Below are 22,308 nucleotides of genomic sequence, written 5' to 3'. Positions count from 1 at the left end.
GCCCGACCGGCCCGAAAGCCGTGCTTATTTCACGTCGACGAGCAGGCCTAGATAAGCCAACCGGCCGATGCGTGGCCCGCCGAATACCTGCACGTTGTTGGCATCGAGGATGTTGGAGGCGCCGGCCTGCAGCGTGGTAGCCAGCTTGGGCACGGTGTAGCCCACGAAGGCATCCAGCGAGCTGTAGTCGCTGAGCTGCCCCACCGCAAACGGCGTTTCGTACAGGTGGCCCTGAGCCCAGCGGTAATTCACCGAGTAGCTCAGCTTGTTGGCCTGGCCGTTGGCGCCTACGTTGTACTTGTTCTTCGGCGTGTTGAAGAACGTTTGGAAGTCACCGGGCAGCTTGCTGTTATCCAGCAGGTTCAGCGAGTAGTTGGCCGTGAGGGTCAGCGGCTTGGCCACATTGTAGCTCAGGCCCACCGAGGCACCTTGGGTGTGTACTTCCTGGTCGGCGTTGGTCCATACCTGCAGCACGCGCAGCGGCAGCGTGCGGGAGCCGTCCGGGTTGCCCAGGAAACGACGGGCACCGATAAAGTCGTTGTACTGGCTGCGGAAGTAAGTCGCGTCCACGTACAGCTTGCCGCCGAAAGTGCCGCGGTAGCCTACTTCGTACGTGCTCAGGCGCTCCAGCTGCAGCGCGGCAATGGCAACCGGGGCCGACGGCGTAGTGGCCGTGGGCAGGCTCAGGCCCTGAAAGCCGCCGCCCACGTTGCCCAGCAGGTACACCGGGCCCACATCCAGACGGATGTACTGGTCGAGCTGAGTGGGGGAGCGGAAGGCGCGGCCGTAGCTGGCGCGGAAGCTGTGCTGGCGGGCGTCGCCCACGGTGTACACGGCCGAGGCGCGGGGGGAGAAGGCCGGGTCGAAGTTCTTGAACAGGTCCAGGCGAGCGGCCAGAGCCAGCTTCAGCCGGTCGTTCAGCATCTGGTGCGAGAACTGGGTATAGGCACCCATCTCGTGGTTCTGGATGCGCTCATTGTCATCGGAGAAGAACTGCCCGTCAGAGCCCAGGCGGAACTTGCGGTACGAGGCCCCCAGGATCAGGTTGGTCTTGTCGCCGAAGCGGAAGTCGTACTGGGCGTTGCCTTCGTTCAGCAGCGAGCTAGGCTGCACCCGGGCGCCAAAGCCGGGGCGGGCGTCCTTAATGATAACCGAGCGCAGCTGCCCGAAGCGTGCACTGCCCGGATCGAGCTGGCCTTCGTTGGCCTTGGCCTGGGCCGCCACCAGCGCCTGGTCGACGGTGGCACCGGCCGCGCGGGCCTGCTTGTAGGCCACGTTGTAGGTGCCGAAGTACTGCTGGGCGTAGGTCGTGCTGTTGCCTTCGGCTGCGGGCGAGTTCTGGATGAACGCGCCCAGGAAGCCCAGGTCGTAGGAGTTGTTGCCGAAGTCCTGCGTGGAGGAGCCGCGCAAAAACCACCGCTCCCCGCGCAGCTCGCCGCGGTACTGGTTGGTGCCGAAGTCGCGCAGGCGGTAGCGGCTGGAGCTCTGGTAGCTGGCCGTGCCGCGGTTGATGCTGGCGGCCACGGTGGCCTTCAGCTTGCTGGTCAGCAGGTACGACACCGTCGGCACCACCTTGAACGCCTTGGCCTTGTTGTCGCCATCAATCAGCGTCTGCTCCGTGAAGCCGGGCATGAACACCGTCTTGCCCTCCAGCTCGGGGCTCACGCCCGTGGGGAAAGGCTGGGTTGCCGAGTAGGTGTTGGCCACGTCGCCGTAGCGGTTCACGGCGTCGTAGCCCTGGGGCGAGCCGGCGGCGTTGTTGTTCGGGGTGATGATGCGGCTGGTGGCGTCGTAGTTTTTAGCCAGCCAGTCATCGGCCGTCAGGTAGCTACCCACCAGCTTGAAAGCGAGCCGGTTGCCGATTTTGTGGGCGTAGCGCAGCTGCCCGTCGAAATAGGCGCGCTGCCCGCCGCGCACCCGCGCCGACAGCCCCTCCGTCACGAACGGGTCCTTGGAGTTCAGCAGCACCACACCGTTGAAGGCATTGGCGCCGTACAGGGCCGAGGCCGGCCCGTGAATCACTTCGATGCTGGCAATGTCCAGCTCCGGAATGCCCGTCAGGTTGCCGGAGTTGACGTTCAGCGAGGGCGACTGGGTATCGAAGTAGTCCACCAGCTGAATCACGCGCTCCGACTTGGGCGAGTTGAAGCCGCGCGTGCTGATGCTGCTCATCACCATGCTGGAGGTGTTCACGTCGATGCCCTTGAACTGGTTCAGGCTGGCCAGGGCGTCGGGCGGAGGCAGGCGCTGAATTTGTGCCGCCCCGATTTTATCGATGGTGACCGGGGCCTGCTGCAGGGATTCTTCCACGCGCGAGGCGGCCACTACCACTTCGTTCAGGGTCACGGCCTCGTTGAGGGTCACCAGCACGTCGGGCGTGGGCTTGCTCAGTTCCAGTTCGCGCGTTTCGTAGCCTACGAAGGACACCGAAATGACCACCGGGCCGTTGCTAAAATCCGCAGGCAGGGAAAATTGGCCTTCGCGGTTGGTACCGGTGCCGATCAGAGTGCCTTTCAAAAAGACTGTGGCTCCAGGAATTGGTTGGCCGGCATCGTTGCGCACGATGCCGCCAACGCCCGTTTCCGTCTGGGCCAGGGCGGGTACTGTCGCCAGTATACCGCCCAGTGCCAGAAGGCAAGGGGAAAATTGCTGCATAGGTAAGAGAGAAAAGAGGGAAGAGGCAGGGCCCTACGTTCCGGGTAGGGACTGCGCAACCACAAATTTCCTCTTTTCTAGGAAATATTCTATTGTACTGAACGGTAGATTTATATAAACTTATAAAATTAATAAATGTGTAAAAATTGAGCGGAATGCTTGAAGTGCGGCCAAATGCCTAATAACGAATGTCTGGGTGGCCCGTGAGGCTGGGGCAATCCAAGTCTCCCAACACAAAATCGCCGATTTGTAGTTGAGCTGCCGCGGCCAGGGCTTCATCGTTGGCACTGGCATTGGCAACAGTTTCTGCTGCGTAGGCGGCCGGTGCAGGTTCTGCACCTAAGGAGGCGGTAAGCAATAAGGCAGTTGGGGTGCTCATCGGGTGGGACAGCGGATAAATAAGTGTGGTATCGGTATCGGGGCACTGACAGCCGAGAATAGCACAGTGGGCCAAGGTAATGCTTATTACTGCATGTAAGTAAGATTGGTTGTGTTTATTTTATGATTTTATTGTTCAGCTCTTACACGCCTATGTACCCCATAGCCGCTGGAATCCGCATGTAGGGGGAAAGCCGTACTTTCGAAAGGCCACTTGATTCCCTCTTTACCGCTACCCCGTGTCCACAATTACCCCATCTTCCAGCGCAGCGCCTGAGCGCCTGACGGTTGCTGGAGCCGGTTTGGTTGGCTCCCTGCTCACTTTGTACCTAGCCCGCCGCGGCTACGCCGTGGAGGTGTACGAGCGGCGGCCCGACCCGCGCCGCGCGGGCAGCGACTCGGGCCGCTCCATCAACCTCGCGTTGTCGGATCGGGGATGGCGGGCCCTGGAGGGTGTGGGCGTGGCCGAAGCGGTGCGCGAAGTAGCCATTCCGATGTACGGCCGCGTGATGCACGACGCGCACGGCAACCTCAGCCAGCAGCCCTACGGCAAGCCCGGGCAGGCCATTTACTCCGTGTCGCGCGGTGGGCTGAACCGCCGTCTGCTCGATCTGGCCGAAGCCCAGCCCGGCGTGCAGCTGCACTTCGGTCAGCAGTGCCTCGACATCAACCTGCGCCAGCGCGAGCTGCACCTGCGCGACAGCGCCAGCGGGCAGGAGCAGCACGTGGCCTTCCGCCGCCTGTTCGGCACCGACGGCGCCTTTTCGGCCGTGCGCAGCGCCATGCAGCGCACCGACCGCTTTGACTATGCGCAGTCCTACCTCGAATACGGCTACAAGGAGTTGACCATCGCGCCCACGGCCGAAGGCGGCTGGGCCATGGAAAAGCACGCGCTGCACATCTGGCCGCGCGGGCGCTACATGATGATTGCCCTGCCCAACCTCGACGGCTCGTTTACCTGCACGCTGTTCTTCCCCTTCGAGGGCGAGGAGTCCTTCGCCGCGCTGCAAACGCCGGCCGACGTAACGGCCTTTTTCGAGCGGGTATTCCCAGACGCGGTGCCGCTGATGCCGGAGCTGACCGATGACTTCTTCCACAACCCCACGGCCTCGCTGGTCACGGTCAAGTGCTTCCCGTGGTCCTTCGATGACGACGTGGTGCTGCTCGGCGACGCGGCCCACGCCATCGTGCCCTTCTACGGGCAGGGCATGAACGCGGGCTTTGAGGACTGCACCGTGCTCGACGAGCTGCTGCAGCGCCACGGCGAGGACTGGCAGACCATCTTCCGCGAGTTTCAGCAGGCGCGCAAGCCCAACGCCGACGCCGTGGCCGACCTCGCGGTGTACAACTTTGTGGAAATGCGCGACAAAGTGGCCGACCCGCGCTTTCTGCTGCAAAAGAAAATCGAGAGCAAAATCTCGGCTCAGTACCCCGATCAGTGGGCGTCGCTCTACTCGCAGGTCACCTTCTCGCACCGCCCGTACGCCGAGGCCTGGGCCAACGGCCAGCGCCAGGACGCCATCATGGAGCGCCTGATGCGCCACATCGATGCTGAAACCGACTACGACAAGCCCGAAGTGCAGGAACTGGTGCAGCAGGAACTGACGCGCAGCAACTAACCCGTACCCGGCCCTTACGAAACTACCGCGGGCCAGGCGTATAAGCAGACGAACACCGACACGCCGGTACCAAGTGCTAGCCCTGCCAGCACCTGGGCCGGCGTGTGGGCTTGCAGCCGCAGCCGCGCCCAGCCCACAGCGGCCGCCAGCAGAACGGCCAGTAGCAGCCACAGCCATGCCTGCGCAAGCGGCAGCCGCGCATGTAGCAGCAGCGCCCCGAACAGCCCAATGGCTCCACCCATGCCCATCCCGTGCGCGCTGATTTTCCAGAAGAAGCTGATAATCAGCGTCAGCAGCACCGAAAGCCCCACGCCCGCCAGCATGATGGCTAAGCTACTGGCCTGGTAAAGCTGGCCGACGTGCAAGGCTGCGCCGCCGAATGCCATAGCCGCAATCAGCAGGGGCAGGGGGCGCTGCCGCCGTTCGTACAGCTCCACGGAGCTGATGCAGCCCAGCCGTTGTAAGACCCAGATTAGCAGTGCTGGCAGCCAGAAAGTAATCAGCCAGGTTCGCAGTAGTACCTGTTTACCGGCATCGATAGATAATGGCAGCAGTTCGCCAGGCAAGCTGTACGTCAGTGCCGCTATTAGATAGGTTGGGACGAGCAGCGGGTGAAGTACTACGGACAGCAGCTGGGCAAGGCGGTGGAGCACGGGGGCAAGTTACGCGGGCCAAAAAGGCTTCTTATGCTCAGTGCGGAAGATAGTGAAGCCGAAATCGGGCATCGGCACGATTTGTAGATTTACGGAAGGCGGGAATCAGATAAACACTGTCCGCATCCGGCAGTCGGTGACGCCAAGGCGGGCTGTAGGAAAGCAGGTGCAAAGTGTCACAGGTGCTTTGATCAATTAGTGTAACAAGCTGTGGGCTGACACCCAGTTGAGGGCTACTATTTGATTCGACAATAGACCAATGCCCAGTGCTCATAAGCTTCAGTCCGCTCGGCCTTGGATGATAGAGTTTGTAACTGGTTTGGGAGTCAAAATACAGATAGACGTGAATGCTGTCCTGATTCTTGCTGGGTAAATATCCGTCGTACCTACTTTCTTCGGCTACCACTGGCGGGGGTGGAGGGCTCGATTTTCCCGAAAAAGCAAAATGGGATGGAGCATTTTGCTCACATCCCATTGCTACTAACAGCAAGAGCATACCTGCAAAAACTTGCCAGTGGTGCGGCATGGTATGCTTAGCCATAAGTTTTACAGCTCCTTACGCAGGCGCGCCACCGGAATATTCAGCTGCTCGCGGTACTTGGCTACGGTGCGCCGGGCGATGTTGTAGCCGCGGGTGTTGAGCATTTTCTCCAGCTTGTCGTCGGAGAGCGGGCGGCGCTTGTCTTCGGCCTCGATGATTTCCTTCAGGATGTGTTTCACCTCGCGGCTCGACGCGTCCTCGCCCGAGTCGGTGGCAATGCCTTCGGAGAAGAAATACTTCAGTGGGTAAATGCCGAATTCCGTCTGCACCGCCTTGGAATTGGCCACGCGCGAGACGGTGCTAATGTCCATGCCGATTTCGGTGGCTATGTCCTTCAGAATCATAGGGCGCAGCTTGCTCTCGTCGCCTTCCAGGAAAAATTCGCGCTGGTAGCGCACGATAGCGTCCATGGTGCGCAGCAGGGTGTTCTGGCGCTGCTTGATGGCGTCGATAAACCACTTGGCTGCGTCCAGCTTCTGCTTCACGAAGGTGACGGCTTCCTTCAGCTTCTTGTCCTTGCGGGCGCCCTTGTCGTAGGCCTGAAACATTTCCTGGTAATCGCGGCTCACGCGCAGGTCCGGGGCATTGCGCGAGTTCAGCGTCAGGTTCAGGTCGCCGTTGTCGTTGGTGAGGATAAAGTCGGGAATGATGTACTGCACCCGGCCGCCACCCGTGGGGCCCGAGCCTCCAGGTTTAGGGTTGAGCTTGAGGATCAGATTAATAGCTTCCTTGATTTCCTCGTCGTCCAGGTCCAGCTTCTGCTGAATACGCTGGTAGTGCTTCTTGGTAAATTCCTCGAAGGTGTCCATCAGGATGTGCTGGGCGTGCTCCACCACGTCGTCGTGGGGGCGGCGGTCCAGCTGCAGCAGCAGGCACTCGCGCAGGTCGCGGGCGCCGATGCCGGGCGGGTCGAAGGTCTGGATCAGGCGCAGCACCTGCTCGATTTCCGCCTCCGAGGCGTCGATGTTCTGCGAAAACGCCAGGTCGTTGACGATGGCGCCCAGGTCGCGGCGGATGTAGCCGTCGGCGTCGATGGAGCCGATGAGCTGACGGCCGATGGCCTCCATTTTCTCGTCTAGGTCCATGAAGCGCAGCTGCTCAAACAGGGAGTCGGTGAGCGTCGAGCTGGTATCGGCCAGGGGCATGTCGCGCTCTTCCTCGTCGCCGCCCGAGTCGCCCTGCATCTTGTAGCCGGCTATTTCGTCGTCGTTGAGGTAGTCGTCGATGTCGAGGTCGTCGGAATCCTTGGCCTCGCTGGTGTCCTCGTCCTTGGGCAGCTCCAGCTCGGGCTCCGGCGTTTCGTCGAAGTCCTCGTCGAGCACGTTTTCCTCGTTGTCGTACTCTTCGCCCTCGCTGGGTTCGTCGGGCGCATCGTCCTGGTCGTCGCCAAACTCGTCGTCGGCGTCATCGTCGGCCAGGTCGGCCTCTTCGGCGTCGCCTTCTTCCAGCGCCGGATTCATCTCCAGCTCTTCTTTAATACGCATTTCGAGCTCCGCCGTAGGAATCTGGAGGAGCTTGATGAATTGTATCTGTTGGGGGGACAGCTTCTGCGAGAGAAGCTGTTTCATGTCCAGTCGTTGCATAGCTGAGGTACGCGTGCGGGTGCGCCGGGTGGAGGCACTAGCTTCTGCCAAAGATAGCCGTTTGTGTACTTGAGTTGCGGGCGAAAGGTTGACGGAATAAGTGGCGCGAAGTGGAGCTCTGCGGGTGGCCTGCGGCCGCCTTCCGGAACTGGACGGTTATGCGCGGGGCCAAACTGGCGCCTTCGTCGCCACGCGGAGTACCACTCCGCGCCACTTCTTTGTATTTTTGCCGGCTCAACTTCATTTCTAAGACGATGTCCGTCAGAAGATCAAGCGTAGAGGCACTGCTTGCCAGCCAGGAGCTGGACCGCGAGGTGCTCGTAAAAGGCTGGGTTCGTACCCGCCGCGGCAACAAATACGTGCAGTTTATCGCCGTCAACGACGGCTCGACGATTAATAATCTGCAGGTAGTAGCCGACGCTGAGAAGTTTCCGGAAGAAACGCTGAAGGATGTGGCCACCGGTGCCTGCGTGGCCGTGACGGGCAAGCTCGTCGCCTCGCAGGGCAAGGGTCAGTCGGTGGAAATTCAGGCTTCGAGCATCGAGGTGCTCGGCAAGGCCGATCCGGAAGTGTACCCGCTGCAGAAGAAAGGCCACTCGCTGGAGTTCCTGCGCGAAATTGCCCACCTGCGCCCCCGCACCAACACCTTCGGGGCGGTGCTGCGCCTGCGCCACGCGCTGGCCTTCGCCGTGCACCAGTACTTCAACGACCGCGGCTTCTTCTACGTGCACACGCCCATCATCACCGGCTCCGACGCTGAGGGCGCCGGCCAGATGTTCCGCGTGACCACGCTGCCCGACCAGAACCCGCCGCTGAACGAGGCCGGCCAGGTAGATTACTCGGAAGACTTTTTCGGCAAGGCCACGAACCTCACGGTTTCGGGGCAGCTGGAGGGCGAACTGGCCGCCATGGCCCTGGGCAAGGTGTACACCTTCGGGCCCACGTTCCGCGCCGAAAACTCCAACACGGCCCGCCACCTGGCCGAGTTCTGGATGATCGAGCCGGAAATGGCCTTCTATGACCTGCAGGACAACATGGACCTGGCGGAGGATTTCCTGCGCTACCTCGTGCGCTACGCCCTGGAGAAGTGCCCGGATGACCTGCAGTTTCTCAACGACCTGTACGACAAGGAGCTGCTGAACCGTCTGCGCTTCGTCATCGACAACGACTTCCAGCGCCTGACTTACACCGAGGCGGTGGAAATCCTGAAGTCGGCCAAGCAGAAGTTTGAATTCCCCGTGGACTGGGGCACCGACCTGCAGTCGGAGCACGAGCGGTACTTGGTGGAGAAGCACTTCAAGAAGCCGGTTATCCTGACGAACTACCCGAAGGACATCAAGGCCTTCTACATGAAACTCGACGAGGACGGCCGCACCGTGCGCGCCATGGACGTGCTGTTCCCCGGCATCGGCGAAATCATCGGCGGCTCGCAGCGCGAGGAAAGCCTGGAGAAGCTGGAGCAACGCATGCAGGAAATGCACGTGCCCACCGAAGACCTGTGGTGGTACCTCGACACGCGCCGCTTCGGCACGGCCCCGCACTCGGGCTTCGGCCTGGGCTTCGAGCGTCTGGTGCTGTTCGTGACCGGCATGACCAACATCCGCGACGTGATTCCCTTCCCGCGCTTCCCGAAGAACGCGGAGTTTTAGGATTACAGATGTTTATAACAAACAGGCCCCTGGCTGTCTGCCAGGGGCCTGTTTGTTATAAAGCGGCGTCGGCTGACGGGGAGGTTCTAAGCACTGCCTCCGTAGTAACCCGGCGCAGCCATAGCAGCGCGGCCGTCACGCCGCTGAGCACGGCAAAGCCCAGCAGCTGCAGCAAGTGCCCGTACTGCTCGGTGGTGCTGGCAATGCGGCTGTATTTCGGGTGACTTGGGACGTACACCACGGGCACCCGGCTGCCCACCGCATAATCGACGTTGGTATGGCGAAATTCGTTGACTACCTGCACCGGCTGGCCCTGGTACGTGGTCACAACGGTGTACTCCACCGGAACCGAGCCAGGCTTCGGGGCGCTAGGGCGTTTACCCTTCGGAGTGGGCGGAAGTATTGCACGCCGCTGCGCCACGGTGCCCGTAAGATGCACGCCTTCAGTACGACGAGCTAGCACCGCGCGGGCTTCGCGCGCCGCCAAATACAGGAGCACGATGCAGATGAGGGCGCCGACTACCGCTGCCAAGTAATAAGCAGCATGGGCACGACGGGCGGGCAGAGGAGGCATGCCGTCAAAGCTAGCAGTAGTTGCGCAGCTCCCGGTCATCCACGCCCACCAGCTTGTCCAGGCGCAGCTCGAAGCCGTCGGTCAGGCGCAGGTATTCCACTTTGTCGCGGATGTACAGATCCTCGATGACGCCCTCGCGGGTGCCGATCGGTGCCTCGGGCGCGTCGCGGAAGCGCAGGGTGCAGGGCTGCCGGGTGGTGGCGCGGGCTTCCAGCTCGTCGTAGAAGGAGCAGCTGATGGGGCGGTAGTCGCTCATGGCGTAGGTGTTTACCGGTTTAACCCCGATGGGCGCCAAAACGTTGGGATGAGCAGTTGTCACCGCTGCCGCCCACACCCATGCCCGAGTCCCAGGAGTGTGACCTCGCGCCCGCCGACGCGCTGCGCGACGGGGAGCTAAAAGCCTTTCCTGCTGCCGATACCCAAGTGCTGCTGGTGCGCCGCGGCGGCCAGCCAGTGGATTGGCAGGAACTTCTGCGAGCTGCGCAGGCCCGTTAGCTACTGCCTGGGCCAAATGATACGGCCCACAAAAAAGCCGCCCCGACCATAAGGGCCGGGGCGGCTTTTAAGCAGATAGCAGCTACCTAGCGGACGCGGCCGTTGCGGCTGTGCCCGCCGCCCGGGTTGCCGTAGCTCCCGTTGCCAGCGCCATTGCCGCCGAAGCCGCCTTGGCCGCGGCCGGGTTGGCCCTGACCGTAATCAGGTCGGCCACCGCCGTTGGGCTGATCGCGCCGGCCGTCGTAGCCGCCGCGGCGGTCATCGTTGCCGTAGTGCCCACCCGGGCGGTTATCGCCGGGGTAACCGTCCGGGCGGCCGTAGCCGTTTTGGGCGTAAGGGCGGTTATCGTAGTGGCCGGGCTGGGTGCGGTACTGCGGACTGTTGGAGTAGTAGCCGCGGTTCCAGTTGGGGCCGGGGGCCGAGCGGTAGTAGCCCGGGCGCCAGCCCCGCGTGTTGCAGTAGGAGCGGTGGTCATAGATGTAGCCCCAGGGCTGACGCCCGACGTACTGCACCACCACGGGGTGGAAGAAGCGCGGGTCGTAGTTAGCGTAATAAGCCGGTAGCACCGGGGTGCTTACCCAGTCGCCGTAGTACGGATCGAAGTACACGTACGCCTGCGAATACAGGTCGTAGTAGCCGTCGATTTCGGGAATGTAGTAGTACTGCACGCCGGTGGGCACGGGCGGCCCCCAGGCGGGTACTCCCACGTTCACCCGAACTTGCACCTGCGCCTGGGCCGGTGCGCTGGGCAGAGCCAACGCCAGCAGCAGCAAGGGCAAAAGAGGTTGGAGGAAGAATTTCATGAGCTGAAGCAGAAAAGTGCTGACCATCAACGCAAAAACAGCACCACAATTTAACGTGATGGTGGCGGTGCTTGGCGATAGTCGCGCCGTTAGACCAGCTCGGCCGGCTAAGGTTTAATGCAACGGCCCCAGACGGTTAGAGCTGCTGCAGCTCGTACTGCTGCACGGCTTCCGCGTGCAGCAGTCCACCGTAGTCGGTCTTGGTGCGGTTGGCGCGCTGCCAGAGCGAATCCTGCACCGCCGGAGAGCGTTGCAGCTCCTGCTCGATATCCTTGATGCGGGCTTCGGCCGCCGGCGAGTAGGGGCTCAGCAGTGAGTACATGTCGGCGCTGAAGTTGCCGTCGAAGCCGCCCAGATTGTGCTGGGTGAAGAGCACCAAGATGACGCGCTGGGCCAGTAGCTCCGCCTTGCGGTCCAGCTGGCTGACCTGAGTCTGGCCCGGCCGCGTCAGGGAGTTGCCGTAGGCTATTTCCTGGTTGTAGTACCAGAACTGAAACTTGTCAAACAGCGTGGTATAGAAGGGGTAGAACCCGATTAGGCCCCAGTTGAAACTGTCGCCTACCACCAGCAGGTTGGGCTTCACCTGCCCGGGCTTGGGCGGGTCGAAGGCGATGTGTGGGTAGGCCATGCGGAAGGGCGCGGGCGGCACCAGCAGGTTCATGGCCTTGGCCACGTCGTTGTCGGTGTCGTGGGTTTCGTCCACCACTTCGCGGCCGGTGGAGCGGAAATCGGCCAGGTCGAGGTGGCCGCGCTGCTCGATGTAGTGAAACAGCGTGTCGGCGGCCAGCGTGATGCCGTAGCCGCTCCAGTGAATGCCGCCGCGCGGAAACAGCGGGTAGGAAGCCGTGTCCTTCCACTGCTGGAAGGCCGCCGCCAGGTCAATCACGTTCACGCCGCGGGCTTTCATTTCCTGCGCGTAGGCCTGGTAGTTCGACTGCGAGCGGGGTAGCTGCTGGAAGTACGCCGGGAAGTGCTCGGGGTAAAAGTTGGCCTTGTCCGGAGCAATGGCAAACACCAGCAGCACACCGTGCCGGGCCAGCGTGTCCTGCACCACCTTGAAGCGGCGCACGTTGGGCCGGATGTTGTCCAGGCCCTTAAAGTCCTGGCCCAGGTAAGCGCGGATGGCCGTTTCGTCAAACAGCACGTCGTCGCCGCCCACCAGCACTTTGTTGGCCTTGCTCACCCGGAACACGGAGTAGGCCACTTGGTTGCGCAGACGAATCAGCACTTCCCGGAAGCCAATCTGCTCTTCCATGTACCGCTCGAAGGCCGGCTGAAAGCTGTTGTCGAGCAGGCTGGGCCAGTTGAACTCCGGCTTCGGAGCCGCTTCGGCGTAGCCGCCCAGCTCCTCGGGCGGGTCCAGCAGCTGAAACTGCGTTTGCAGGGCGGGCAGCATCAGCCCGATGAGCAGTACGCCAAACAGTAGCCGCTTGATCAACAGCGGGATGGAGAACGACACGGCCTTAGAAGCGGAAGTAGATAAACGGATTGAAAGAGCTGCCGATGATGGCCCCGGCGCTGAGCACGAGCAGCAGCAACGTAACCAGCGTGAGGCCCAGGGCGCGGGGCAGGGCCAGCTGCTCGCCGAAGTACGCGGCTACCTCCAGTCGCTCGACGCGCGGCCAAGCGGCCGCAAACGAGAACAGCGCTGCCAGCGCCAGGGTCGCCCAGAACTCCGGGCTCTGGTAGGGCAGCGACTCCCAGCCGCCCGCAAACATGCGGCGGGCCCAGGCCAGCGCCTGTGTCAGGCTCTCGGCCCGAAACAACACCCAGCCCAGCACCGTGACGATGAAAGTAGGGACGATGCTCAGCACGCCCAGGCGCTGGCTCAGGCGTAGCAGAAACAGGCGGTCCAGAATCAGGAAAAAGCCGTGGAAAGCGCCCCAGGCAATGAAGTTCCAGGCCGCGCCGTGCCAGAAGCCCGACAGGATAAACACCGTCCAGAGGTTGGCGTAGAGGCGGCCGGTTTTCACGCGGTTGCCGCCCAGCGGGATGTAGAGGTAGTCGCGCATCCAGCGGCCCAGCGTGATGTGCCAGCGCTGCCAGAACTCGGTGATGCTGCGCGAGACGTAGGGGTTGTTGAAGTTCTCGGGAAACTGAAACCCAATCATGCGCCCGATGCCGATGGCCATGTCGGAGTAGCCCGAGAAGTCGAAGTAAATCTGGAAGGTGTAGGCTACGGCCCCCAGCCAGGCCAGCGGCGCCGATACTGTCTCCGGGTTCAGGGCGAAGATGCGGTCCGCTTCCAGGCCGAGCACGTTGGCAATCAGCACCTTCTTGGCCAGCCCCACGCCGAAGCGAAACAGCCCGGCCAGCTTCTGGTCCACAGTGTCGAAGGCGCGGCGGTCGGTGAGCTGCCCGGCTATTTCGTGGAAGCGCACGATGGGCCCCGCAATCATCTTGGGAAACAGCATGATGTAGAGCATGAAGTCCCAGAACGACTTGAGCGGCCGGTTCACGCCCCGGTACACGTCGATGGTGTAGGTGAGCTTTTCGAAGGTGAAAAACGAAATGCCGATGGGCAGCACCACCCGTTCCCAGGTCAGCGGGGTGCCGCCGGCGGCCTCGTTCACGGCGCTGGCGTTTTCGAGAAAGAAGTTGGCGTACTTGAAATAGAAGAGCATGGCCACGTTGATGACGATGCTCATCGTCAGATAAATGCGCTTCTGCCAGCCCGCGGCCCGGTCCATGAAGCGGATCAGCACGAAGTTGACGACGACCGAAGCCAGAAACAGCGCCAGGAAGTTCAGCCCGCCCCAGGCGTAGAAGACCAGGCTGGCCGCCAGCGCCACGAAGTTTTTCAGGCGGGTAGTAGGGGTGAGGTAGTATAGCAGCAGAAACCCCGGCAGGAAATAGAAAAGAAAGATGGTACTGCTGAAAACCATACGCAGGCAAGTAGGCAGACTAGTGGAGGTGTCGAAAGTACTGCTTTAGCCGCTAGGAAGAAAAAAAGCCCTAACGGCCACTCAGCTCGGCCGTATGCTCATGCGCCGCGGGCACCGTGCACATCCGGGCCGCGGCCCACTACCCATGCGCACTTTCCTTACGCTCGGTTTGCTGGGGCTGCTGGCCTGCTCCCAGGAAAAGCCCGCCGAGGTAGCAGCTTCCGCGCCGCCCGCCGCTTCTGATGCCAGCGTTCAGCCATCCACGGCCGAACTGGCTACCGCCGCGTGGCCCGAAGCCTTTGTGCCCTCGGCCGACCGCCTGTGCCCGCGCACCGCTGCTCAGCCCGTTCGCATCTATCAGCGGCCCAACGCTTCGGCGACCATCTTTGGCCAACTGGCCGCCGGTGAGCGAGTAACCCTGGCCGCCCGCACCGCCGATGGCTGGGTGGGCTTTGACCCCGGCACGGCCCAGGCCGCCAACGTGGGTATCTTTCGCCTGCGCTGGGTGCGCGCCGCCGACGCTTTTGGTGGCGCCGACGGCTGCACCTTGCCGCTGGTAACCGCCCCGCCCATCGGTTGCCTGCTGATGGCGGGCCGCGCCGTGCCCGTGCGCGCCGCGGCCTCGGCCACCGCAGAGGTACTCAGCACCATTCCCGCCGGGAGCTACGCTCAGGTACTGCGGCAAGTACCCGTAGGCGCGGCGCAATGGGCGGAAGTGACTGTGCCCGGTCGTCAGGAACCCGGCTACGTTGCTCCGGACGATGTCAACCTCAGCGGCCCATGTGAGTAGGCCCGGGCCTAAAAAGGCAAGCGGCGCTGCTCCGAATGAGCAACGCCGCTTGTTTATACCGGGGAACCGGCTGGCTTAGTGCTTGCCATGTCCTTTGCCGTGGCCGTTACCATTGCCGTGCCCTTTGCCGCGGCCGGGGCCATCCTGGCCGTCCACCACGATGACGTTGCCACCGGCGGGCACTACGTAAGCGCCTTTCATCTTCTTGGCCTGGCCGGGCGGCATGCCGTGCGGGTGGCCGTACTTCACCTTGTGCGTCTTGTAGTTCACCCACGGCTGGCCCCCCACGTAGCTGATGACCACCGGGTGGAAGGAGCCCGGATTATAGCCATTCAGCGACGCCACGCGCGCCCACTGCCCGTTCTGCTGCACGATGTACTGCTGGGCCCGCAGGTCGTAGTAACCGCCGTACTCCGGCACGTAATAGTACTGAGTGCCGGCCGGAGCCGCTACGCCCCAGCTCGGTACGTTGATATTGACGTTGACCTGTGCCTGGGCGCCGGTGAAGGCACCCGCCGTGCCAACGAATAGCAAAGCCGCAAACAGGGTTTTCGAAAGCGTTTTCATGGGAATGGATTGGTTGAGGAAACTCAGCTTTGGTGCCGGGTGGCAAGAACAACGCCAAACTGTGCCGTGGCCCGTACGTACCTCAATGGCGGCGGCCGAAGCTGATTAGCATAAGCCGAAAAGGCGCCGAACGAAATTACTGCTATCGGGGTTAAAACCTTCTGCAACCTACGCGGCCCGGCTGGCTAATGCGACTAGCAATTAACCGGTACGGGCTAGCACGCGGCAGGCATTTAACGTACTTTCGCGGGCTTATCTGCTACGCACTGCATGGCTAAGAAAAAACCAGCGGCTTCGGTCGCCGCCGAGGCTCCGGCCAAGGCTCCCAAGTCTTCCCCCAAGCCCCGCAAGGCGGCCGCGCCCCAGCCGAAGCCGGCTATCGATGGCGTGGCGGCCGATGGCCACGGCCACTTGGCTACGGCTTCCGCGGTAGCCGCGCCGGCTGTGTCGGCCACGCACTCGTCGGCGGCCACCATTGAGGCGCCGTTCATCGAGGTGTACGGGGCGCGGGAGCACAACCTGAAGAACGTGTCGGTGCAGATTCCGCGCGGCAAGCTGGTGGTGTTTACCGGTATTTCGGGCTCGGGCAAGTCGTCCCTGGCCTTCGATACCATTTACGCCGAAGGGCAGCGCCGCTACATGGAAACGTTTTCGGCCTACGCCCGCTCCTTCATGGGCGGCCTGGAGCGCCCCGACGTGGACAAGATTGAGGGCCTGTCGCCGGTGATTAGCATCGAGCAGAAGACGACCTCGCGCAACCCGCGCTCCACGGTGGGCACCATCACCGAGATTTACGACTTCCTGCGCCTGTTCTACGCCCGCACCGCCGAAGCCTTCAGCTACGTGACGGGCAAGAAGATGATCCGGCAGAGCGACGACCAGATCATCAACTACATCCTCAAGCACTTCGAGGGGCGCAAGCTGGTGGTGCTGGCGCCGGTGGTGAAGGGCCGCAAGGGTCACTACCGCGAGAATTTTCAGCAGATTGCCAAGCTGGGCTTCACCAAGGTGCGCGTCGATGGCGAGCTGCTCGACATCACGCCCAAGATGCAGGTGGACCGCTACAAAATCCACGACATCGAAATCGTCATCGACCGGCTGGTGGTGAAGGAGGACGACCGGTTCCGCCTCTCCGGCTCCATGCAGTCGGCCCTCACGCACGGCAAGGGTACCGCCCTGGTGCTCGACCCGGACACGGGCAAGACGCAGTTTTTCTCGCGCTTCCTCATGGACCCGGCCACCGGCATTGCCTACGACGACCCGGCACCCAACACCTTCTCCTTCAACTCGCCCTACGGCGCCTGCCCGGTGTGCAACGGCCTGGGTGAGATTCAGCAGATTACCGAAGAATCGGTCATTCCCGACCCCAAGCTGAGCATCAGCCGCGGCGGCATTGCGCCCCTGGGCGAGTACCGCGACATCTGGGTGTTTCAGCAGATGAACCTGATTCTGAAGAAGAACAAGGCTTCGCTCACGACGCCCATCGAGAAGCTGCCGCGGGAGCTGATTGAGCGTCTGCTCAACGGCGTGCCCGAACCGGAGGAAGAGGACGACAAGAAGAAAGCCACCTACACCGAGCCGTTTGAGGGCATCATTCCCTTCCTGCGCCGGCAGATGGAGTCCGACTCGGAGAACATCCGCGAGTGGATTCAGCAGTACACCCAGGCCACTGAGTGCCCGGAGTGCCACGGCTTCCGCCTCAAGAAAGAGTCCCTGCACTTCAAGATTGCCGACCGGCACATCGGCGAGCTGTCCATCATGGACATCGGCGAGCTGAGCCGCTGGTTTGAAGGCTTGGAAGACCGGTTGTCGGAGCGCCAGAACCTGATTGCGCGCGAGCTGCTGAAGGAAATCCGCAAGCGCATTGGCTTTTTGCTGGAGGTCGGCCTGGAGTACCTGAATCTGCACCGCTCGGTTCGCACCTTGTCAGGCGGCGAGTCACAGCGCATCCGTTTGGCCACGCAGATCGGTACCCAGCTGGTGGGCGTGCTCTACATCATGGACGAGCCCAGCATCGGCCTGCACCAGCGCGACAACGAGCGACTGATCAACGCCCTGAAGCACCTGCGCGACCTGGGCAACTCGGTCATCGTGGTGGAGCACGACAAGGACATGATTGTGCACGCTGACCACGTGCTGGACATCGGTCCCGGCGCGGGCATTCACGGCGGGCACGTGGTGGCCGAGGGGAAACCCGACGCTTTCCTGCGCAGCGGCTCGCTCACGGCCCAGTACCTGAGCGGTGAAAAGCACATCGAGCTGCGCAAGAAAAAGCGCGAAGGCCACGGCACCGAGCTGGTGCTGAAAGGCGCCAAAGGTCATAACCTCAAGAATGTCACGCTGAAAGTGCCGCTGGGCAAGCTGGTGGCCGTGACGGGTGTGTCGGGCTCGGGCAAGTCGTCGCTCATCCACGACACGCTGTACCCCATTCTGAATAAGCACTTCTTCAACGCCAAGCGGGAGCCGCTGCAGTTCGGTGCCATCGAAGGCTTGGAGCACCTGGATAAGGTTATCGAGGTGGACCAGTCGCCCATCGGCCGCACACCGCGCTCCAACCCGGCCACGTACACCGGCGTGTTCACCGAAATCCGCCAGCTGTACTCCAACCTGCCCGAGGCCAAAATCCGGGGCTACGGGCCGGGGCGCTTCTCCTTCAACGTGAAGGGCGGGCGCTGCGAAACCTGCGAAGGCGCCGGCATCCGCACCATCGAAATGAACTTCCTGCCCGACGTGCACGTGCAGTGCGAAACCTGCAAGGGCCGCCGCTACAACCGCGAAACACTGGAAGTACGCTTCAAGGGCAAGAGCATCACCGACGTGCTCGACATGACCATCGAGAAGGCGGTGGAGTTCTTCGAAAATCAGCCCCGTATCCTGCGCAAGATCAAGACCCTCAACGACGTGGGCCTGGGCTACATCACCCTGGGGCAGCAGGCCACCACGCTTTCGGGCGGGGAAGCCCAGCGCGTGAAGCTGGCTACCGAGTTGAGCAAAAAGGACACCGGCCAGACCTTCTACATCCTTGACGAGCCCACCACGGGCCTGCACTTCGAGGACATCCGCCACCTCTCCGACGTGCTGCAGAAGCTCGCCGACAAAGGCAATACGGTACTTATCATCGAGCACAACCTGGACCTGATCAAGGTCGCCGACCATATCATCGACCTCGGGCCCGAGGGCGGTGCGGGCGGTGGCGCCATCGTGGCTCAGGGCACGCCCGAGCAGGTGGCCAAAGTCAAAAAGGGGCATACTGCCCGCTTCCTGGCCGAAGAGCTGAAAGTCAGTAAATACGCGGAGGAAAAGCCCGCCGCGCCGGCCACTGAAGAGGCTGCTTAGGCTGCTTTAGCCTACTGCAGAAACATTTTTAGCGCCGCCCCGCCCAACAGTAAGTTTGGGCGGGGCGGCGTTTTTTGCTTGACGCAATAGGGGGCTTCTACTATTTTGGGCACTTCGTTCCGCATCCCACCGCCCCATGAAAGTTCTCGTTTTTCCGCTATTGCTGGCCGTAGCTGTGTACGCCGGCCACGCGGCGCCGCCGCAGCCCACCCACTGGACGGGCACTATCAGCAACGGCATGAAAGGTGACAAAATCAGCTTCGACGTCGCGCCCGATGGCAAAACCGTGTCCAACGTTACGTTTCAGGGCTACTGGCGCTGCGGCGGCAAGCTGGAGCAGATGACGGCCGGGCCCACGCAGGCGTTTCCCCTACAGAACGGCAAGGTCAGCGGAGTGGCCGTGGACCCGCCCAAGGGAGGGGCTACCGCCTGGCACTACGATTTCAGGGGCAACTTCAGCGGCAAAACCGCGGCCAAGGGCACGTTTCGCATGAACATCAACGCCCTCAGCTGCGACACTTACCAGCTTCAGTGGACGGCCGCCCCGGCTAAGTAGGCTAGGCCGCTACGGGGTCGGGCTCCTGCGGCTGTTGCGCAGCCACGTACTGGCGTGCCAAGCGCCGGTAGCGGCGACCGTAGAGTGTCATGAGCGGCCAGATGAGCACCGGCGTCATGCGGCTGATCCACCACGGGGCAATAAGCGCGAGGAGGATGCCAAACACAAACGCCGTGGGAGCCACCACCGGGCGTACGATGTCCAGGTCGGGGTGCTGGGCGTCGCGCGGGTCGATGAGGCCGTGCGCGGGGTTGCGGATGTAGCGCTGCAGCAGCACCTGCATCAGCCCGGTTACGCTGACGCTCAGGCAATACACAATGAAGGGCACGTTGACCCCGTTGGGATATTCGCTGTAATAAGCCGAGGTAAACGGCATCAACACGATGCTGAGCAGAAACAGGATGTTCAACCAGGTAAGCTTGCCGTTGTAGCGGTGTAGGAAGCGGAACACGCGGTGGTGGGCCGTCCAGTACACGGCAATGACCAGGAAGCCGATAAAAAAGCCCACAAACTTCGGCGTAAGGCGCAGCAGGGCCGCCAGCGCCTCCGGGTCGGTTTGGTGGTGCAGCTCAGGCACCTTGATTTCGATGATGAGCAGGGTAATGGCAATGGCAAACACCGCGTCGGAAAACAAAATCAGCCGCTCCAGCTGAAACTCGGTACGGTCGTGGTGCTCCAGCGGAAGCAGGTCGGGGGTGTGGCTCATGGCTTCGGAGTGGCCATAATAGGGGCTGGCCATCAGCTAAATATAGAGCCCGACTGATGCTGCACACGAAAAAGCCGCCCCGGATTTTCCGGAAGCGGCTTTTTTCGGGCGAATAGCGTCGGCGCTTATTTCTTGGCCTCCACGGCCGGACGCATCTTCGTCACCATATCGAGGTGCATTTGCAGCGTGGGGAGGGTTTTGGCGGCGAAGGCCTTGATGGCCGGGTCGGAAGCTTTTGCCGAAGCCTCGGTGAATTCCTTCACGTCTTCCTGGTGGTCTTTCTCCATCTCCTGCAGGTACTTTTTGTCCATGTCGAGGCCTTTCTCCTCGGCCACGCCGTTGTACACATCCTGATGGTCGCTGGCGAGGCTGCCGGGCAGGGTAATGTTTTTCTGCGCGGCCAGGGCCTTCAGCTCTTCGTTGGCTTTGGTGTGGTCAGCTATCATGTGCTGGGCAAACTGCCTGGCCTCGGCCGAGGTGCCCCGCTGGCTGACCAGCTTGCCCAGTTCCACCTCCAGCATGCCGCCGCTGGCGGCTTTGGTAAGGAATTCGGAGTCGTAGTCCTGCGCCTTGCTCGTTTCATTGTCTGGCGCGGCGGCTGCGTGCTGGGCTTCGTTTTGGGCCTGGGCAGCTTCCTGCGGGTCCTTGTCGCCGGAGGAGCAGGCGCCTAGGCCGGTCAGCAGGGCCGCGACAATGACGGCCCGAAGGGTGGTTTTCATGGCAAATGCGGCAATGGCAAAAAAAGCCGGCCCCAGTAACGGGGCCGGCTGGGTATTACATGCTGGCGTGCTGCTTAAACATGTCCAGGTGCTTCTGCACCACGGGCGTCACCTTCGCGATGAAGCCCTGCAGGTCGGCGTCCTGGGTCATGGTGCTGTGCGCTTTCATGGTGTTCAGCGTCTTCTGGTGGTCCAGCATCATCTGCTGCAGGTAGCGCTGCTCCAGCTCCTTGCCCGACAGGTTCTTCATCTGGTCGGCAATGGTTTTGTGCTCGGCGTCCATGTCGGTGGGCAGGGTCACGCCTTTCTTCTGCGCAATGGGCTTAAGCTGCGCCGTCGAGGCCGTGTGGTCCTTGATCATCATGTTGGCGTGGTCTTTCACCATGCCCGTGGCGCCCTTGCTCAGCACCAGCTTGCTCAGCTGAATTTCGTTCTGGTCGCTGTGCGCGGCCGACATCATGAACTCCGGATCATCCTTGTGCGGGGCCGTGGCGCCGCTCGGGTCGCTGGAGTTGCCGTTCATGCCCATCGGCGCGGTGCGGTCGGTGATGGTGTCGTTCATCCCGGTCGTGTCGCCGTCGTTCGAGGCATTGACCGTGCCATCGGTGCCGTTGCGCATGGCGTTGTCGCTGGCCGTGTTATTAGCCGTTTCGGTGTTGTCGGCCTGGGTCTTGTTGTCGGTGCACGAGGCGGTGCCCATCAGCAGAGCGGCGCAGCACATCACCGGAAGCAGGATCTTTTTCATGAGGGGTGTTTTGGGAGATTTTGGAAAGGTGCGGTAATAGGAGAGCGGGAGGCGTTAGCGGGCCGAATCGGCGGCGCCGGCCTGCGAGGCCGAATCAGCATTGGCCGTCACCGTCGGACCGGCGTTGTTGTCGATAACCACGGCATCAGCCGTCGAGCCACCTTCGGCTTTGGCTTTGTCGATGTCCGTTACGGCGTCGCCGGCGGTGGCGTCGTCGCGCTTGGCGTTGTCGGAGCACGAGCTGAGAAGGAGGGCAGCCGCCAGCGGGGCAGCAAACAGAAGGGCGGAACGTTTCATGGGTAGGTGTCTTGGTTAGGTCAGGTTAAGTGGAGTGGCCTACTGCTTCGGCAGCTGATCGGTGAGCTGGTCGGCCTGCTCGTAGGTGGTTTTCAGGGTAGGCGCGTACTTGGCGGCTATGGCCCGGATGTCGCCATCGTAGGCGTCGTCGCCCATGTCGTCAAAAGCTTCCTGGGCGTCGTCGAGCTGGTCGGTAGCCTGGCTGAGCCATTCGCGGTCGAATTCCGCGCCCGACAGCCCCGCGAGCTTCTGCAGCTCTTCTTGCTGGTCCTCGCTCAGGCCCTCGGGCAGGGTCAGGCTTTTCTGCCCGGCCAAGTTGCGTAAGGCCGCGCCCAGGCTGTTCTGTTCGCGCGTTAGCTGCTGGCCGAAGTTGCGCAGCCCGGGCAAGGTGGCCCGGCGCTGAGCGAGCTGGCCCAGCTCGGCTACCAGGCGACTGCGGATAGCCGCCTCCACCATAAAGTCGGCGTCCTGCTCCTGGCGCTTGGTGATGTCTTCGCGGTTGATGCGCTGCTCGTTCTCAAACTTGGCATCGGCCACAGGGTCCCGCTCGCCGGTGCCGCAAGCCAGTAGGGCAACGGGTAAGGTTAGCAGCAGAAAACGAGCGGCGACGAGCATAAGCGAAAAAGGTAAGTCGGGCAGTCACCCCGGGCAATCAGGACTATACGGCCGACTGCTTGCGTGGTTGAGTACAAGAAGTTCCCGCTTCTAAAATTTTTTTTCAGCAGAGCTTAAACCACTTGACCACGTCGGCTTCCAA

21 protein-coding genes are annotated in these 22,308 nt (G+C 62.2%); 6 read left to right on the top strand and 15 right to left on the bottom strand.

Annotated elements, in window-relative coordinates; translation table 11 throughout:
* Positions 1–24: 24 nt before the first annotated feature.
* Together B0919_RS01905 and B0919_RS24530 are read right to left on the bottom strand one after the other, a co-directional pair.
* Entirely contained in the window at positions 25–2,655 is a 2,631-nt protein-coding gene (locus B0919_RS01905; protein ID WP_078010495.1) for a TonB-dependent receptor, read from the bottom strand.
* A gap of 178 nt (positions 2,656–2,833) precedes the next feature.
* Positions 2,834–3,034, bottom strand: a complete 201-nt coding sequence (locus B0919_RS24530) for a hypothetical protein (RefSeq protein ID WP_139361844.1) — start codon at positions 3,032–3,034, stop codon at positions 2,834–2,836.
* Positions 3,035–3,272: 238 nt separating this feature from the next.
* On the opposite strand from B0919_RS24530, the gene B0919_RS01900 reads away from it, so the two are divergent.
* Complete coding sequence (locus B0919_RS01900; RefSeq protein WP_078010494.1) at positions 3,273–4,652, top strand: FAD-dependent oxidoreductase; 1,380 nt, start codon at positions 3,273–3,275, stop codon at positions 4,650–4,652.
* A gap of 14 nt (positions 4,653–4,666) precedes the next feature.
* Here the strand turns inward: B0919_RS01900 and B0919_RS01895 are convergent, their stop codons facing one another.
* A complete protein-coding gene (locus B0919_RS01895; RefSeq protein WP_139361843.1) occupies positions 4,667–5,305 on the bottom strand; it encodes a hypothetical protein in 639 nt (212 codons plus the stop codon).
* Between the two features lie 546 nt (positions 5,306–5,851).
* On the bottom strand, positions 5,852–7,429 hold the full coding sequence (gene rpoN, locus B0919_RS01890) for an RNA polymerase factor sigma-54 (RefSeq protein ID WP_078010492.1): 1,578 nt from the start codon (positions 7,427–7,429) through the stop codon (positions 5,852–5,854).
* A 254-nt stretch (positions 7,430–7,683) separates the two neighbouring features.
* On the opposite strand from rpoN, the gene asnS reads away from it, so the two are divergent.
* Positions 7,684–9,078: an asparagine--tRNA ligase gene (gene asnS / locus B0919_RS01885; protein ID WP_078010491.1), complete on the top strand. Its 1,395-nt coding sequence runs from the start codon at positions 7,684–7,686 to the stop codon at positions 9,076–9,078.
* Between the two features lie 55 nt (positions 9,079–9,133).
* Here the strand turns inward: asnS and B0919_RS24525 are convergent, their stop codons facing one another.
* Both B0919_RS24525 and B0919_RS01875 read right to left on the bottom strand, forming a co-directional pair.
* Entirely contained in the window at positions 9,134–9,652 is a 519-nt protein-coding gene (locus B0919_RS24525; protein ID WP_176132807.1) for a DUF3592 domain-containing protein, read from the bottom strand.
* 10 nt (positions 9,653–9,662) lie between these two features.
* Positions 9,663–9,908: a hypothetical protein gene (locus B0919_RS01875; protein WP_139361841.1), complete on the bottom strand. Its 246-nt coding sequence runs from the start codon at positions 9,906–9,908 to the stop codon at positions 9,663–9,665.
* Positions 9,909–9,988: 80 nt separating this feature from the next.
* On the opposite strand from B0919_RS01875, the gene B0919_RS25095 reads away from it, so the two are divergent.
* On the top strand, positions 9,989–10,147 hold the full coding sequence (locus B0919_RS25095; RefSeq protein ID WP_176132806.1) for a hypothetical protein: 159 nt from the start codon (positions 9,989–9,991) through the stop codon (positions 10,145–10,147).
* An 86-nt stretch (positions 10,148–10,233) separates the two neighbouring features.
* Here B0919_RS25095 and B0919_RS01870 read toward each other — a convergent pair whose 3' ends face one another.
* From B0919_RS01870 to B0919_RS01860, 3 genes are all read right to left on the bottom strand, one after another.
* Positions 10,234–10,950 carry a hypothetical protein gene (locus tag B0919_RS01870; protein ID WP_139361840.1) on the bottom strand — a complete coding sequence of 239 codons (717 nt, stop codon included), beginning with the start codon at positions 10,948–10,950 and terminating at the stop codon, positions 10,234–10,236.
* A gap of 136 nt (positions 10,951–11,086) precedes the next feature.
* The gene (locus B0919_RS01865; RefSeq protein WP_078010487.1) at positions 11,087–12,409 is read right to left on the bottom strand and encodes an alginate O-acetyltransferase AlgX-related protein; all 1,323 of its coding nucleotides are present in this window, start codon (positions 12,407–12,409) and stop codon (positions 11,087–11,089) included.
* Between the two features lie 4 nt (positions 12,410–12,413).
* Positions 12,414–13,835, bottom strand: coding sequence for an MBOAT family O-acyltransferase (locus B0919_RS01860; RefSeq protein WP_078010486.1), 1,422 nt, complete (start codon positions 13,833–13,835; stop codon positions 12,414–12,416).
* A 145-nt stretch (positions 13,836–13,980) separates the two neighbouring features.
* Here B0919_RS01860 and B0919_RS01855 point away from each other — a divergent pair, with 145 nt between their 5' ends.
* The gene (locus tag B0919_RS01855; RefSeq protein ID WP_139361839.1) at positions 13,981–14,625 is read left to right on the top strand and encodes an SH3 domain-containing protein; all 645 of its coding nucleotides are present in this window, start codon (positions 13,981–13,983) and stop codon (positions 14,623–14,625) included.
* A 75-nt stretch (positions 14,626–14,700) separates the two neighbouring features.
* On the opposite strand, the gene B0919_RS01850 is transcribed toward B0919_RS01855, so the two are convergent.
* The gene (locus tag B0919_RS01850; protein ID WP_078010484.1) at positions 14,701–15,192 is read right to left on the bottom strand and encodes a hypothetical protein; all 492 of its coding nucleotides are present in this window, start codon (positions 15,190–15,192) and stop codon (positions 14,701–14,703) included.
* Between the two features lie 270 nt (positions 15,193–15,462).
* On the opposite strand from B0919_RS01850, the gene uvrA reads away from it, so the two are divergent.
* Positions 15,463–18,528 (top strand): excinuclease ABC subunit UvrA, encoded by a 3,066-nt coding sequence (uvrA, locus tag B0919_RS01845; protein WP_254846447.1) that lies wholly within the window; start codon positions 15,463–15,465, stop codon positions 18,526–18,528.
* Between the two features lie 136 nt (positions 18,529–18,664).
* Entirely contained in the window at positions 18,665–19,084 is a 420-nt protein-coding gene (locus B0919_RS01840) for a hypothetical protein (RefSeq protein ID WP_139361838.1), read from the top strand.
* A gap of 1 nt (position 19,085) precedes the next feature.
* On the opposite strand, the gene B0919_RS01835 is transcribed toward B0919_RS01840, so the two are convergent.
* From B0919_RS01835 to B0919_RS01815, 5 genes are all read right to left on the bottom strand, one after another.
* Positions 19,086–19,823, bottom strand: a complete 738-nt coding sequence (locus B0919_RS01835) for a TMEM175 family protein (protein WP_078010482.1) — start codon at positions 19,821–19,823, stop codon at positions 19,086–19,088.
* A 92-nt stretch (positions 19,824–19,915) separates the two neighbouring features.
* A complete protein-coding gene (locus B0919_RS01830; protein ID WP_078010481.1) occupies positions 19,916–20,509 on the bottom strand; it encodes a DUF4142 domain-containing protein in 594 nt (197 codons plus the stop codon).
* A gap of 55 nt (positions 20,510–20,564) precedes the next feature.
* Positions 20,565–21,254, bottom strand: a complete 690-nt coding sequence (locus B0919_RS01825; RefSeq protein ID WP_078010480.1) for a DUF4142 domain-containing protein — start codon at positions 21,252–21,254, stop codon at positions 20,565–20,567.
* A gap of 54 nt (positions 21,255–21,308) precedes the next feature.
* Positions 21,309–21,551 carry a hypothetical protein gene (locus tag B0919_RS01820; protein ID WP_078010479.1) on the bottom strand — a complete coding sequence of 81 codons (243 nt, stop codon included), beginning with the start codon at positions 21,549–21,551 and terminating at the stop codon, positions 21,309–21,311.
* A gap of 39 nt (positions 21,552–21,590) precedes the next feature.
* A complete protein-coding gene (locus B0919_RS01815) occupies positions 21,591–22,166 on the bottom strand; it encodes a DUF4142 domain-containing protein (RefSeq protein ID WP_078010478.1) in 576 nt (191 codons plus the stop codon).
* Between the last annotated feature and the right edge of the window lie 142 nt (positions 22,167–22,308).

It is taken from the genome of Hymenobacter sp. CRA2, assembly GCF_002007105.1.
Classification (GTDB): Bacteria; Bacteroidota; Bacteroidia; order Cytophagales; family Hymenobacteraceae; genus Solirubrum.
This window is presented reverse-complemented; position numbering and strand designations above follow the sequence as displayed.